This window comes from Paracoccus sp. JM45, assembly GCF_003590715.1.
GTDB lineage: Bacteria > Pseudomonadota > Alphaproteobacteria > Rhodobacterales > Rhodobacteraceae > Paracoccus.
Map to the genome: position 1 here is coordinate 1 of NZ_QQVY01000031.1, position 13,697 is coordinate 13,697.

Annotated in this window: 13 protein-coding genes and 1 pseudogene; 8 read left to right on the forward strand and 6 right to left on the reverse strand. The window is 57.7% G+C overall.

Going from position 1 to position 13,697, the window contains the following annotated elements; genetic code table 11:
- Positions 1–208: pseudogene (locus DWB67_RS18215) on the forward strand (hypothetical protein); the annotation flags it as partial.
- Positions 209–352: 144 nt separating this feature from the next.
- Positions 353–493: a hypothetical protein gene (locus DWB67_RS18135; protein ID WP_182911649.1), complete on the forward strand. Its 141-nt coding sequence runs from the start codon at positions 353–355 to the stop codon at positions 491–493.
- 55 nt (positions 494–548) lie between these two features.
- Here the strand turns inward: DWB67_RS18135 and iolG are convergent, their stop codons facing one another.
- The 5 genes from iolG to iolD are packed head-to-tail and all read right to left on the reverse strand — an operon-like array spanning position 549 to position 6,066.
- Positions 549–1,538 carry an inositol 2-dehydrogenase gene (iolG, locus tag DWB67_RS16790; protein ID WP_119808721.1) on the reverse strand — a complete coding sequence of 330 codons (990 nt, stop codon included), beginning with the start codon at positions 1,536–1,538 and terminating at the stop codon, positions 549–551.
- Position 1,539: 1 nt separating this feature from the next.
- Positions 1,540–2,370 carry a class II fructose-bisphosphate aldolase gene (locus DWB67_RS16795; RefSeq protein ID WP_119808722.1) on the reverse strand — a complete coding sequence of 277 codons (831 nt, stop codon included), beginning with the start codon at positions 2,368–2,370 and terminating at the stop codon, positions 1,540–1,542.
- Complete coding sequence (locus tag DWB67_RS16800) at positions 2,367–3,209, reverse strand: 5-deoxy-glucuronate isomerase (RefSeq protein ID WP_119808723.1); 843 nt, start codon at positions 3,207–3,209, stop codon at positions 2,367–2,369. The genes DWB67_RS16795 and DWB67_RS16800 overlap by 4 nt, the downstream gene beginning before the upstream one ends.
- 11 nt (positions 3,210–3,220) lie before the next feature.
- Entirely contained in the window at positions 3,221–4,198 is a 978-nt protein-coding gene (gene iolC / locus DWB67_RS16805) for a 5-dehydro-2-deoxygluconokinase (protein ID WP_119808724.1), read from the reverse strand.
- Positions 4,195–6,066, reverse strand: a complete 1,872-nt coding sequence (gene iolD / locus DWB67_RS16810) for a 3D-(3,5/4)-trihydroxycyclohexane-1,2-dione acylhydrolase (decyclizing) (RefSeq protein WP_119808725.1) — start codon at positions 6,064–6,066, stop codon at positions 4,195–4,197. Before iolD ends, iolC begins: the two co-directional genes overlap by 4 nt.
- A 143-nt stretch (positions 6,067–6,209) precedes the next feature.
- Here iolD and DWB67_RS16815 point away from each other — a divergent pair, with 143 nt between their 5' ends.
- Genes DWB67_RS16815 through DWB67_RS16825 form a run of 3 tightly spaced genes read left to right on the forward strand, consistent with a single transcriptional unit; the run spans position 6,210 to position 9,420 of the window.
- The gene (locus DWB67_RS16815; RefSeq protein WP_119808726.1) at positions 6,210–7,337 is read left to right on the forward strand and encodes a Gfo/Idh/MocA family protein; all 1,128 of its coding nucleotides are present in this window, start codon (positions 6,210–6,212) and stop codon (positions 7,335–7,337) included.
- A gap of 11 nt (positions 7,338–7,348) precedes the next feature.
- Positions 7,349–8,251 (forward strand): sugar phosphate isomerase/epimerase, encoded by a 903-nt coding sequence (locus DWB67_RS16820; protein ID WP_119808727.1) that lies wholly within the window; start codon positions 7,349–7,351, stop codon positions 8,249–8,251.
- Entirely contained in the window at positions 8,251–9,420 is a 1,170-nt protein-coding gene (locus tag DWB67_RS16825) for a Gfo/Idh/MocA family protein (RefSeq protein ID WP_119808728.1), read from the forward strand. The genes DWB67_RS16820 and DWB67_RS16825 overlap by 1 nt, the downstream gene beginning before the upstream one ends.
- Before the next feature lie 2 nt (positions 9,421–9,422).
- On the opposite strand, the gene DWB67_RS16830 is transcribed toward DWB67_RS16825, so the two are convergent.
- On the reverse strand, positions 9,423–10,421 hold the full coding sequence (locus tag DWB67_RS16830; protein ID WP_119808729.1) for a LacI family DNA-binding transcriptional regulator: 999 nt from the start codon (positions 10,419–10,421) through the stop codon (positions 9,423–9,425).
- A 176-nt stretch (positions 10,422–10,597) separates the two neighbouring features.
- Here DWB67_RS16830 and DWB67_RS16835 point away from each other — a divergent pair, with 176 nt between their 5' ends.
- The 3 genes from DWB67_RS16835 (at position 10,598) to DWB67_RS16845 (ending at position 13,517) form a co-directional block, all read left to right on the forward strand.
- Entirely contained in the window at positions 10,598–11,536 is a 939-nt protein-coding gene (locus tag DWB67_RS16835) for a sugar ABC transporter substrate-binding protein (protein WP_119808732.1), read from the forward strand.
- Positions 11,537–11,608: 72 nt separating this feature from the next.
- Positions 11,609–12,730: an ABC transporter permease gene (locus tag DWB67_RS16840; RefSeq protein ID WP_119808730.1), complete on the forward strand. Its 1,122-nt coding sequence runs from the start codon at positions 11,609–11,611 to the stop codon at positions 12,728–12,730.
- A gap of 1 nt (position 12,731) precedes the next feature.
- Positions 12,732–13,517, forward strand: coding sequence for an ATP-binding cassette domain-containing protein (locus tag DWB67_RS16845; RefSeq protein WP_119808731.1), 786 nt, complete (start codon positions 12,732–12,734; stop codon positions 13,515–13,517).
- Positions 13,518–13,697: the final 180 nt, after the last annotated feature.

Below are 13,697 nucleotides of genomic sequence, written 5' to 3' on the forward strand. Positions count from 1 at the left end.
CGATGATTTCACGTGGGTAGCGAAAGCCCTTCAGGGGCGGCAAATCGATTGGAATGTTCATCAGGCAGACATACCTCTACCAAACCCAGTCAACAACTTGGCAATACCTTCGGGTCTTGCATGGACGCATGTCGCATCCACCGATGATTTTTCTGCTGCAAATCAAGTATTCGGAACTCCGATCAAAATCATATCGCGCGAACAGTAAAGAGCGGTCGATGATCCCGCAGAAAGCGCTGACGCACCGATCTAAGCCTATCTCCGATCCGCCTTTATAGGCTGATCGTTGACCTATCGCAGCTCAAGAGATGTCATTCCGACATTGAAAAGCCGCCCCTTGGAAGGACAGCCCATGGCCAAAGGCAACAACAGTCAACGTGGCAACAAGGAAGTCAAGAAACCTAAAGCTGCAAAGGCAAAGGTTTCCGCGACTGCAAATTCGCAAGCAGGCAAGCCTGCTGCTGTTTCAATCGCCGGTAAGAAAGCCGGCTGAAATAATGCGATGGCCCCGTCATGAAACAGGACGGGGCCGTCATAAATTGAAGGCGTTAATCTAGCCGGATAACAGTGCCGCTGGACCAGCTTTCTGTGGCAGCATCGGCCAGCAGTTGTGCCTTCAGGCCGTCCTCGATTGACGGGGCCGGACGTGTGCCATCTGTCAGCGCCTGAACAAAGTGGCGCAATTCTGCGACATAGGCTGCAGCATAGCGTTCCAGAAAAAAGTTTTGTGCTGGGGCCGTGTTGAAACCTGATGCCCCTGCCTGTTCAATGCTGTGTTCCAGCATGTTGGCCGCACGTAGCATGCCTTTTTGGCCATGCACCTCGATGCGCTGATCATAGCCATAGGTCGCACGGCGCGAATTGCTGATCTGGCAGATTTTGCCGCTGGCCGTTGTCATTGTGACGGCTGCGGTATCAACATCGCCCGCCTCGCCGATCAGCGGATCGACAAGGGCGGAGCCGACGGCATGGATCTGGACAGGTTCTTCACCCAGCAAAAAGCGTGCCATATCCAGATCGTGGATCATCATGTCACGAAACAACCCACCCGAGGTTTTGATATAGCTGACTGGCGGCGGCGTCGGATCGCGCGACAGGATGGTCACAATCTCGACCTGACCCAAGGCACCCTCATCCAGACGTCGCTTCAGTTCGGCAAAGTTCGGATCAAAGCGGCGGTTAAAGGCTGTCATGAATGGAACGCCTGCCTTGGCCACAATAGTCATCAGCGCCCGAATGCGATTTGCAGACAGATCAATCGGCTTTTCGCAAAAGATCGCTTTGCCGGCACGGGCCGCAGCCTCGATCATGTCGGAATGTGTCGACGTCGGCGTCCCGATGATGACAGCATCGACGCTTGGACATTCCAGCAAGGCCTGTGCGTCCATGACCTGTGCACCTGTGGTAGATGCCAATGCTTGCGCGGCGGCTGGCATCGCGTCCGACACCGCAATAACCCGCGCGCCATCCAGATGTGAAAGCGTTTTTGCATGGACCTGACCGATCCGGCCACACCCCAATATTCCGATTCCAAGCATGTCAGCTTCCTTTCAGAACGCGCAGCACTTTGCGGGCGGCTGCAACCACGGGATCATGTGTTTGTTTCAGAATGGCAACGCGGTCGAATGCCTGCGGATCAGCGTTCACGGCATTGCGCAGGGCGGTACCAAAGGCATGGCGCAGTTCGGTGCCGATGTTGAATTTGCAGATATTGGTCTGACGCGCCAGCATGGTGCGCTGTTCATGTGACACGCCCGAACCGCCATGGATGACCAACGGTACGGTTGTCAGTGTCTGAACGGCATGGATGCGGTCAACGTCCAACTCTCCGGCTGCGCTGGTTTGCAGGTGGACGTTGCCGACCGAAATCGCCATCGCGTCCACGCCGGTTTCACGGGCAAAAAGGGCGGCTTGGTCGGGGTCTGTGCCTTGTGATGCCTCGGCACCGGCATAGCCGACAAAGCCGATTTCGCCTTCGCATGACGCGCCTGCGGCATGGGCTAGGCGCACGATTTCAGCTGTTTCGCGAATATTGTCTTCCAGCGGCTTGCGCGATCCGTCGAACATGACCGAGGTAAAACCACACTCCAGCGCTAGTTCGCAGTCCTCGCGGCTGTAACCATGGTCGAGATGCGCCACCACCGGCACCGAAGCGTGTTCCGCCAGATAGCGGAACATCGCACCCAGAACCGGCAGCGGGGTATGTGCCCTGCAAGACGGACCTGCCTGCAGGATCACTGGCACGCCTTCCAGTTCGGCGGCGGCGACAAAGGCCCGCATGTCTTCCCACCCCAAGGTAACAAGACCCGCCACGGCATAACCGTCACGCAATGCCGGCTGCAGCACGTCGGATAATGTTGCAAGGGTCATTTGAACTTGGCCACCATGTCCATGATCCCGGGGATCGTCTTGAGCTGGTATTCATGTTCGGGCTGGAAATATTGTTTCAGCGACCGCTGCGACTGGCCGCCAAGGATGGTAAAGTAATACATCTCGTATCCGGGCATCGCAACGCAGGGGTGGTATCCGGTCCGCAGGCAGATGGTGGACCCGTTGCGGACGTGGTGGCCGACGCCGTGGTCATCTCCCTCTTCCTGAATTAGCTGGATGGCGCTGCCGTGATCGGGGCGAAAACGATAGTTATACGTCTCGTCGTGACGGGTTTCGATCGGCAGACGGTCGGTATCATGCTTATGCGGCGGAAAGCCCGACCAGCCGCCAGCACCGACAGTATATAGTTCGGAAACCAGCAGACGGCCGACGCGATCATGCTGTTTCTGGCCAAGGATATGCTTGATCTTGCGATGGGTCTTGCTGTCGTCGGACCCGTATTGAACCATGTCGATTTCATCCTTGCGAACCGCAAAAGGTTCCAGCACCTCATCAAATTTGGCACCGGCGATAAAAACCTCGGCATCATCGCTTTTGCAGGTAAAGGTCACGTGGCGACCGGTGGGGACATAGACACCTTCGGGTTCGCCATCCCAGACATTTTCGCGACGTTCGCCCAGATCGGTGGCGGTAAAGCCATCCATGACGACATCGACCGTGCCAGTGGCCGGAACGATGCAGGTTTCATACCCTGCTACGGTGTATTCAAAGCTTTCGCCCTGCTTTAATTTGACAATGTTGAAATAGTTCAGCGGCACAAAATCGTCTTGGGCATCAACAATGGGTTTGTTGTTGTTCTGATGGGGTCGGATATGCATGACGCGTCCTTTCAAAGGGCGGTGGCGGGCGTGTGCGCCGCCATGAATTCATCTAATTCGTCGGGGGTCGGCATGGCGGGCGCGCATCCGGGCCGCGACACCGTGATCGATGCGCAGGCAGATCCGCGCCGGATCGCCCGTTGCAAATCACTGCCCGCCCCAAGGCTGGACAGAAATCCGGCCATAAAGCTGTCGCCAGCCCCTGTGGGTTTCAGCGCGTCCACGGGATAGATACCGGTATCAATGCTCTTGTCGCCTTGGAACGTGATCGAACCATCGGGGCCTTTTTTGTAAACGACGATGGCTGCGTGGGCTTTGGCCAACGATTGCGCCTTGGCCATTCCCTGATCGATGTGACCGGCCATGAAACCGAACTCTTCGTTATTGCCGACGATAATGTCGGAAAGATCGGCAGCCTGCGACAGTACCTCTTGGGCAATTTGGGCCGATGGCCAGCTGTAGGGTCGATAATCAACGTCGAAAATCACCGGAACGCCAGCTTTGCGTGCCCTCTGCAATGCGGTGAATGCAGCACTGCGCGACGGTTCGGCGGCAAAGACCGTTCCGGTGGTGATGACCGCGCCGAAACGAGTAAAGTCGATAGGGGCAATGTCGCTGTCATCCATCTGGAAATCGGCGGCGTCGTTGCGATAGATGACCGTATGGTGGTCCTGCAGGCGCGTTTCATAGACCGCTAGTGATGTCCGGCACTGGCCCCGCACGACCCGCACATGGTTGCGATTGATTCCGTATTGATCCAGCTGGTCCAGGCAATAGGCCCCGACAGCATCATCTGAAACACAGGTAACCAAAGCGGCTTTGCAACCCAGCTTTACCAGACCGGCGGCAATATTGGCCGATGATCCACCCATTGCTGTCATCATCTGGGTGGTTCCAACGATCCCTGCACCGGGTTGGGTGAACATATCCATGCCCACGCGACCGATGACCAGAAAATCGCGTTTGACGATACCTTGGATCACCATCATACGCCCTTTCGTTGCATGGGACGATAGGATTCCATCTGGTCATGGGCGGCGCGAACCTTGTCGCTGGTCGAAACCTCGGGCGTGCCGCATTCCCACCATGCATGTCCTTGGGTGGTCCATCCGTCATAGGGATCGACATTCATGACGATGACATAGGTGCTGTCGGCGGCTTTGGCGCGGCGGAACGCATCAGCCAGCGCGGCAGGGTTCGCAACCTTTTCAGCCTGCGCACCCATCGCCTTGGCGTGGGCCACGAAATCAACGCCGACAAAGCGGGTCACGGTCGGGCTGTCGGTCAGCAGGTTATTAAAGCTTTCGTTGCCGGTATTGTTTTGCAGCTTGTTAATGACTGCGAAGCCGCCATTATCCAGAACCAGAACGATCAGTTTTTTGTCGGTGATGACGGATGAATAGATGTCGGAATTCATCAGCAGATAAGAGCCGTCGCCCGTGAAAACGATGGTGTCCTGTTCGGGGCTGATCTGTGTCTGCGCAATGCGTGCGCCCCAGCCACCGGCGATTTCGTAACCCATGCAGGAAAAGCCGAACTCGACATCGACAGTCCCTTGGCGCAGGGTACGCCAGTTGGCGGTCACCTCGGCGGGCAGGCCACCTGCTGCCGCGACAATCCGGTCGCCTGCATCACACAGGTCGTTCACAACGCCGATTGCCATGGCATAGGAATTGGGTCGATCCCTGTGTGCAACATTGCGCGCGACATAGGCATCCCATTCCTTGCGGTGGGCCTGTGCACTGGCGATCCAATCGTCAGGCGCGCGATAATCGCCCATCCGGTCGCCAAGCGCCTGCATCGCCAGTCGTGCATCGCCAACAACCGGTAAAGACCTGTGCTTGCCCGCATCATGACGCCCAACGTTCAGTCCGATAATCTGCGCCGATTTGTCAAAGACCGTCCACGATCCAGTGGTGAAATCCTGAAGGCGCGTTCCGATAGCGACAATGACGTCAGCGTCGGCGGCAATGGCGTTGGCACTGTCCGAACCGGTTGTACCGATGGGGCCGATGTTCAGCGGATGATCGGCCAGCAGGTTGGCACGCCCTGCGATGGTTTCGACGACCGGAATTTGCAAACGCTCGGCCAGATCGGTCAGGGCTTGGGTGGCGCGGGAATACTGAATGCCGCCGCCTGCGATAATCATCGGGCGCTTGGCGACGGACAGGGCTGCGACTGCACGGTCGAGTTCGAATTCATCCGGAATCTGGCGGCGGATATAATGGACGGTTTCCTCGAAAAATACCTCGGGGTAATCATATGCCCAGCCCTGCACATCCTGCGGCAGACCGATAAAAGCGGGACCACAATCGGCAGGGTCCAGCATAGTCGCAATAGCATTCGGCAGCGATTGCAAAATCTGCGCAGGGTGCATGATGCGGTCCCAGTATCGCGTCACCGGCTTGAACGCATCATTTACGCCAAGGGTCGGATCCTGAAAATGCTCCATCTGTTGCAGCACGGGATCGGGCAGGCGGGTCGCATAAGCGTCGCCGCACAGCATCAACATCGGCAGGCGGTTCGCATGGGCCAGCGCGGATGCGGTCAACAGGTTCGCCGTTCCCGGACCAGCGGATGCCGTGCAGAACATGAAGCGCTGGCGCAGCCACGTCTTGGCATAAGCTGCGGCAGCAAAACCCATCCCCTGTTCGTTCTGACCGCGATACAGCGGCAGGGTGTCACGGGCATTATACAGTGCCTCGCCTAGGCAGGTGACATTGCCGTGGCCGAAAATGCCCATGCCGCCGCCGAACAGGCGCATGCGGGTTCCGTCGATTTCGATATACTGGTTTTCCAACCAGCGGATGATGGCCTGTGCTGTTGTCAGCCGCAGAACCTTGTTGCGTGCGGTCATGAATTCCTCCCCCTTTTGGTCGCCGCGGACGGGGTGCGATTTTTTTCCGCATTCCCCGCTTGCGGGTTTCCGAATCCCACGATACAAATTTTGCAACCGGTTGCAAACGCATTTTGTTACGCTGCGACCAAAGGGGAGGGGAAATGACGGTTCATGCAACAGACCGGCGCGAAAGCGTCGGGATCGGCATCATCGGTGGCGGCTATATGGGTAAGGCCCATGCGGTCGCCATGTCAGCAGTCGCGGCAGCGTTCGACACAGCTTTGTGCCCGAGGCTGGAGATGATCTGCGCCCGCAGCCTGCCATCTGCGGCGGCCTATGCACAGACCTTTGGCTTTGACCGCTACAGCGATGACTGGCGCGATATGATCGCCGATCCCCGCGTGCAGGCCATTGTGATCGCCAGCCCGCAGGAAACCCATTGCGATATTGCCGAAGCTGCGCTGGCCGCAGGCAAGCATGTGCTGTGTGAAAAGCCGCTGGGGGCGACATTGCAGGACAGCCGTCGGATGGTGGCAGCTGCTGATGCCTCGGATTGTGTAAATATGGTTGGTTTCAACTATATCCGCACACCGGTCACGCAATTTGCGCGCCAGTTGATTACCGATGGTGTCATCGGCGACATCACATGGTTCCGCGGTGAACATACCGAAGATTTCATGGCCGATCCGGAAACCCCCGCGACGTGGCGTGTGCAGGGGCGTGCGAACGGCACCATGGGCGATCTGGCCCCGCATATGCTGAACGCGGCGCTGTCGCTGATCGGGCCGATTGATGGCGTTATGGCCGATATTCGCACCGTTCACACTACGCGTCCGGGTGGGACGGTCGATAATGATGACCACGCCCAGATGATGGTCCGTTTTGCTGGCGGTGTGATGGGGCAGATGTATTTCAGCCGTATCGCGACAGGCCGGAAAATGGGCTATGCCTATGAGATTACAGGAACAAAAGGCGCGATCCGTTTCGATCAGGAAGATCAGAACGCCTTTTGGCTTTACAGTGCCGAAGGCCCCGACGCCACGCGGGGCTTTCGCAAAATTCTGGCCGGACCAGCCCATCCCGACTATGCGGCCTTTTGCCAAGGACCGGGTCACGGGACCGGATATCAGGACCAGATCATTATCGAAGCCCGTCATTTTCTGGACGCCATCCATGCCGGTACGCCCGCATGGCCCGGCTTTCAGGACGGGTTGGAGGTCAATCGCATCGTTGCAGCCGCATTTGCGTCGGCGGACGGGCAGGCATGGGTCGACGTCGCGTCGATCTGAAGGGGGGAACTATGACTATCGGAATCGCCAATGCTCCTTGTTCGTGGGGCGTAGAATTTGCTGCGGATGCCCGCAATCCTGACTGGCGCGAAGTGCTGCGCCAATGTTCGGATGCCGGATATCGCGGCATCGAACTGGGGCCGGTCGGCTATATGCCCGAAGACCCCGCCATTCTGGCACAGGCCCTGGCCGAGCATGACCTGCAACTGGTCGGTGGGGTGGTGTTTCGCGCCTATCACGACCCCGATGCGTGGGATGATGTGCTGGATGCGACGCACCGGACAGCACGTGCGCTGCAGGCGCATGGTGCGCAGCATATGGTGTTGATTGATTCCATCTCGTCACGTCGTGCGCCGACCGCGGGTCGCGCCGCCGAGGCTGTGCAAATGGACAAGGCCGAATGGCAGGCATTCCGTGATCGCATCGCCGAAAGCGCCCGCATCGGGACCGAAGAATATGGACTGACCGTCGGCATCCACGCCCACGCCGCAGGCTTTATCGATTTCGAACCAGAGCTGGAGCGCTTGCTGGATGAAGTTGACGAAAAGATACTGAAAATCTGCTTTGACACCGGCCACCACTCCTATGCCGGTTTCGATCCTGCCGCGTTCATGAAGCGCCATATAAACCGTATTTCCTATATGCATTTCAAAGACATTGATCCCAAAATAAAAGAGGCAGTCATCCGCAATCGCACCGGTTTTTATGATGCATGTGGGCAAGGGATATTTTGCAATCTGGGGCAGGGGGATGTTGATTTTCCGGCCGTCCGTCAGGTCCTGCTGGATGCCGGATTTGACGGCTGGTGCACGGTCGAACAAGATTGTGACCCGCTGCTGAACCCCGACACCTTGGCTGATGCCAGCAAGAATCGTGCCTATCTGCAATCTATCGGTTTCGAAGGAAACGCATAATGACACAGCATAACGGACGCCTGTCATGGGGCATGATCGGTGGCGGCGAGGGCAGTCAGATCGGGCCGGCACACCGCTTGGGTGCGGGGCTGGATGGCCTGTTCGATTTCACGGCAGGTGCATTGGATCACCGCCCCGCCGAAGGTCGCGATTATGGCCAACGTCTGGGCCTTTCAAGCGACCGCGCCTATGGCAACTGGCAGGAAATGCTGGAGGGCGAGCGTAACCGCTCCGACCGCGTCGATCTGGTCACGGTCGCCACGCCCAACGCCACCCATTTCGAAATCACCAAGGCATTCCTGCAGGCGGGCTTCCATGTCCTGTGCGAAAAGCCGATGACCATGACGGTCGAACAAGGTGAGGATATCGTCAAAACCGCACGTGATGCAGGCAGCATCTGTGCGGTGAATTACGGCTATTCCGGCTATTCTCTGGTCCGGCATATGCGGGCCATGGTGGCGCGCGGCGATCTGGGTAATATCCGTCTGGTCAAGGCCGAGTTTTCGCATGGTCACCACGCTGATGCAGCCGATGCGGATAACCCGCGCGTTCGCTGGCGTTATGATCCTGCGCAGGCGGGTGTTTCGGCGCAATTTGCCGATTGCGGTATCCATGCACTGCACATGGCCAGCTTTGTTATCGGGCAAGAGGCAACCCGCCTGTCCGCCGACACGGTATCCTGCATCGCCAGCCGCGAACTGGAAGATGACGCCATGGTCAACCTGCGCTTTGATGGCGGTGCTGTCGGGCGCTTGTGGACATCATCGGTGGCGATTGGTCGCCAGCACGGCCTGACCTTGCAGGTGTTTGGCGAAAAAGGCGGCCTGCGCTGGTCGCAGGAACAGCCCAACCAGCTGTTCTGGATGCCTTTGGGTGGTCGCCTTGAGGTGATCGAACGCGGCGAGGCCAATCTGTCCCCCGAAGCAGATCGCACCACCCGCGTTACCATCGGTCATGCCGAGGGCATGCCGCTGGCTTTTGCCAACATCTACAAAGATTTGGCCGAGGCGATCAGTGCCCTTAAAGCCGGACGTGATATGGACCCCGCAGCCAATTTGTTCCCGCGGGCCGAGGACGGGTTGCGGTCAATGGCTGCTGTTTTCGCTGTGGCTGAAAGCGGCAGGGCCGATGGTGCGTGGGTCGATGCACGTCCGCCAATGTTCCGCTGATATCACGGGGCGGGGCGCAATGTGCCCCGCTCGACCACGCTGCACGGGAACAGGCGCGCTTCGGGATAGCGATCAGGTTCGCTAAGCATGGCGGCCATCAATTCAATCGCCGAACTGACAATCTGACGGATTGGCTGGCGAATGGTGGTCAGATCGATTCCCGCCCATGCTGCCATTTCCATATCATTCAGACCGATCACGCCAACGTCGCGTCCGGGCATCAAACCGTGATCGCGCAACGCCGACAGTGCGCCGATTGACAGTACGTCGTCAGCGCAGAAATAGGCCTCGGCCCGATCATCGGTCAGCTGCTCTTTCATGGCCCGTCGACCCGCCTCGAACGAATATTGACCTGCGAATCGATGCTGGACGGTTACGCCGGGATGGCGTGTTGCTTCGTCCTGAAATCCCGCCAACCGGTCTTGCGTCGATGTTGCATTCTGTGGCCCGCCGATGAATCCGACCTTGCGATACCCGCGCTGCGCCAGTGTCCGCAGCGCCATCCGACCGCATTCCACGTTGTCGATCCCGACGATATGCACATTGGGCGAACTGGAATATTTGCCGAAGGCATGAACCACCGCCACCCCTGCATCGCGGAACGCCAATGCAAAGTCCGTAGGCAGCGTGGAGGATGCTACAATCACCCCATCCACCGAATATTGCTTTAGCATCCTGACCGAGTTTTGTGGATCGGTTTCATCGGAAAGATTGACCAGCAGCGGGCGCAGGTCTCTTGCCTGCAAGCCCTTGGTGAAAAGGTCAAAAATTTCCAGAAAGATAGGGTTGTGAAAGTTGTTTGACACCAGACCGATCAGGCTGGTGCGACCGGTATTCAGGCTGCGCGCCAGCACGTTCGGGGAATAGCCCAGTTCCAGTGCTGCGCGTTCGACCTTGCGTCGTGTCTTGGGCGAAACGGAGGCCCCTTCGGTATAGGCGCGCGACACAGCCGAACGCGACACGCCCGCCAGTTCGGCGACTTCTTTTAACGTGACGACCATGTGATCTGTGCCCTTTCGTGACAAGTCCAACCCTGAAGCAAGCATATCAGAGAAGATAACTTTTCCACCAGTTTTGCAACCGGTTGCAAAACGGTTTCATTTGTGGTGTCTTTGACGTGCCGATGGCGTCCGTGCAACGACCGGACTGACCTGTCGGCATCACCTGGGAGGGAATGATGAAGACATTTACGAAACTGATGGTTCTTGCCGCCAGCGTGGCCGCCATGCCGATGATGGCCGCCGCAGAGGGCGAGAAATATGTAATGATCAGCCATGCGCCCGACAGCGATGCGTGGTGGAATACTATCAAGAACGGTCTGGCCGTCGCAGCCGAGCAGATGGATGTCGAGGTTGATTACCGCAACCCGCCCACCGGCGATCTGGCCGATATGGCGCGTATCATCGAACAGGTGGCCGCAACCGGCCCCAACGGCATCATCACCACGCTTGCTGATTACGATGCGCTTAGCGGTCCGATCCGTTCTGCAGTCGATCAGGGCATCAATGTCGTCATCATGAACTCTGGCACGGCGGAACAGGTGCGTGATCTTGGCGCGCTGATGTTCGTTGGTCAGCCCGAATATGACGCCGGTCTTGCAGCTGGCCAGCGGGCCAAAGGCGACGGTGTAGAATCCTTTGTCTGTGTGAACCACGTCATTTCGAACACGGTTGTCGGTGAACGTTGTCGTGGTTTTGCCGACGGCCTTGGGGTCGAATTGGGCAACCAGATGATCGATGCAGGGCAAGACCCCGCCGAAATCAAGAATCGTGTACAGGCATATCTTACCGCCAATCCCGATACCGACGCGGTGCTGACGCTGGGGCCGACCTCGGCTGATCCAACCATTCTGGCGCTGAACGAAATGGGTCTGGCCGGTGAAATTTACTTTGGCACCTTCGATCTGGGCGAAGAGATCATCAAAGGCATCAAGGATGGTGTCATCAACTGGGGCATCGACCAACAGCCCTTTTTGCAGGCTTATCTGCCGGTTGTTTTCCTGACCAACTATGACCGTTACGGCGTGCTGCCCGGCAATAATGTCAACTCGGGTCCGGGTTTTGTGACCAAGGACAATATCGGCAAAGTCGAGGAGCTGGCTGGCGAATTCCGCTAGGCCCCTTCGACCCTTGCGGCAGCGTCCTGCGCGCTGCTGCCCCCCTTTACCGATTTCCACAAGGACAGTTTCATGGCCCAGTCCAGTACCGCCTCCGCAAGGGACGAGCGGATCAAAGAAGTCTCATCGCTTAGAAAGGCCCTGATCCGGCCCGAGCTGGGCGGCATGTGCGGCACCGTCATCGTCTTTGCCCTGTTCGCCGCCTTTGCCGGCAGCAGCGGCATGTTCAATGCCCAAGGCATTATGAACTGGGGCACAGTGTCCGCACAGTTCGCAATCATCGCCGTAGGTGCCTGCCTGCTGATGATCTCGGGCGAGTTCGATTTGTCGATCGGGTCGATGATCGGTTTTGCGGGCATGCTGATCGCCATTTTCGGCGTCACGCTTGGCATTCCGATGTGGGCTGCGATCCTGCTGACATTCGTCATCTGCTTGGCACTTGGGGCGCTGAACGGTTTTATTGTCGTGCGAACGGGGCTGCCCAGCTTTATTGTGACGCTGGCATTCCTGTTCATCCTGCGCGGCTTTACCATCTTTCTGCCGCAATTGATTGAACGCAAAACCATTATCGGCGGCATCCGCGAAGCAGCCGAGGGTGACTGGCTGGCTCCTGTTTTCGGCGGCAAGGTTCTGACCGGCCTGTTCACGTGGTTGGGCAATCAGGGCATCATCAGCACATTCGAACGCGGCAATCTGGCCGGTCAACCCGTTGTGGATGGTATCCCGATGCTGGTCGTCTGGGCCTTTGGCCTGATCATCGCCGGACATTTCCTGCTGACCCGCACGCGGTTTGGAAACTGGATCTTTGCTTCGGGCGGGGATGCGCAGGCGGCACGCTATGTCGGTGTACCCGTCGCACGGGTCAAAATCGCCATGTTCATGTTCACCGCCTTTTGCGCCACGATCTTTGCCGTCTGTCAGGTAATGGAGTTTGGATCGGCTGGTGCCGACCGCGGTCTGTTGAAGGAATTCGAGGCGATCATTGCTGTTGTTATCGGCGGCGCGCTGCTGACCGGTGGATACGGGTCCGTTATTGGTGCGGCACTTGGCGCGCTGATCTTTGGTGTCGTCCAGCAAGGGTTATTTTTTGCCGGTGTCGAAAGCTCGCTGTTCCGCGTGTTCCTTGGGGTGATCCTTTTGTTCGCCGTGATCCTGAACACCTATATCCGCCGCATCATCACCGGAGAGCGCTGACATGTCCGCAAACCAGCCTATTATTCAGATGAAAGACATCGAAAAACACTTTGGTTCGGTTGTGGCACTGGCGGGGGTGTCGGTAGATATCTTTCCGGGTGAATGCCACTGTCTGCTGGGGGATAACGGCGCGGGAAAATCGACCTTTATCAAAACCGTCGCAGGGGTCCATAAGCCCACCTCGGGTCAGATATTGTTCGAAGGGCAGGCGATGAATTTCGCTGATCCACGCGATGCGATCACCGCAGGAATTGCCACCGTTTATCAGGATCTGGCGATGATCCCGCTGATGTCTGTGTCGCGCAATTTCTTCATGGGCAACGAGCCACTGAAGAAATTCGGACCCATCAAAGTCTTTGACCACGATCACGCCAACCGCGTCACCATGCAAGAGATGAGCCAGATGGGCATCAACCTGCGTGGCCCAGATCAGGCGGTTGGTACCCTGTCAGGGGGCGAGAGGCAAACCGTCGCCATCGCCCGCGCTGTGCACTTTGGCGCAAAAGTTCTGATTTTGGACGAACCGACCTCGGCCCTTGGCGTGCGTCAGACCGCCAATGTTCTGGCCACCATCGACAAGGTTCGCAAGCAGGGCATCGCGGTGGTCTTCATCACCCATAACGTGCGCCATGCCATGGCTGTGGGTGACAGGTTTACGGTCCTGAACAGGGGGCAGACCCTTGGCACCGCAACGCGTGGAAACATCACGGCGGACGCGTTGCAGGACATGATGGCTGGCGGACAAGAGCTAGCCCAGCTGGAAGGCAGTCTTGGCGGGACTATCTAAAAAATAATTCAAAGACTGGATCACTGGCAAAGCGTGTGATCCAGTCGCATTCTTTCAATTAGGCCATATGCCTAGGGTCTAGACCCATTGATTTCATTCCTCTGGCGTGATTCAGGCTTCGCAAGGAGACCTGATCAATGAGCAACTTGTTCTGGCTAACCGAAGCGCAAATGGCGCGCC

Excerpts from the sequence above, each read along its gene's own strand:
- DWB67_RS18135 (WP_182911649.1), top strand. The coding sequence starts at position 353 with ATGGCCAAAGGCAACAACAGTCAACGTGGCAACAAGGAAGTCAAGAAA.
- iolG (WP_119808721.1), bottom strand. The coding sequence starts at position 1,538 with ATGCTTGGAATCGGAATATTGGGGTGTGGCCGGATCGGTCAGGTCCAT.
- DWB67_RS16795 (WP_119808722.1), bottom strand. The coding sequence starts at position 2,370 with ATGACCCTTGCAACATTATCCGACGTGCTGCAGCCGGCATTGCGTGAC.
- DWB67_RS16800 (WP_119808723.1), bottom strand. The coding sequence starts at position 3,209 with ATGCATATCCGACCCCATCAGAACAACAACAAACCCATTGTTGATGCC.
- iolC (WP_119808724.1), bottom strand. The coding sequence starts at position 4,198 with ATGATGGTGATCCAAGGTATCGTCAAACGCGATTTTCTGGTCATCGGT.
- iolD (WP_119808725.1), bottom strand. The coding sequence starts at position 6,066 with ATGACCGCACGCAACAAGGTTCTGCGGCTGACAACAGCACAGGCCATC.
- DWB67_RS16815 (WP_119808726.1), top strand. The coding sequence starts at position 6,210 with ATGACGGTTCATGCAACAGACCGGCGCGAAAGCGTCGGGATCGGCATC.
- DWB67_RS16820 (WP_119808727.1), top strand. The coding sequence starts at position 7,349 with ATGACTATCGGAATCGCCAATGCTCCTTGTTCGTGGGGCGTAGAATTT.
- DWB67_RS16825 (WP_119808728.1), top strand. The coding sequence starts at position 8,251 with ATGACACAGCATAACGGACGCCTGTCATGGGGCATGATCGGTGGCGGC.
- DWB67_RS16830 (WP_119808729.1), bottom strand. The coding sequence starts at position 10,421 with ATGGTCGTCACGTTAAAAGAAGTCGCCGAACTGGCGGGCGTGTCGCGT.
- DWB67_RS16835 (WP_119808732.1), top strand. The coding sequence starts at position 10,598 with ATGAAGACATTTACGAAACTGATGGTTCTTGCCGCCAGCGTGGCCGCC.
- DWB67_RS16840 (WP_119808730.1), top strand. The coding sequence starts at position 11,609 with ATGGCCCAGTCCAGTACCGCCTCCGCAAGGGACGAGCGGATCAAAGAA.
- DWB67_RS16845 (WP_119808731.1), top strand. The coding sequence starts at position 12,732 with ATGTCCGCAAACCAGCCTATTATTCAGATGAAAGACATCGAAAAACAC.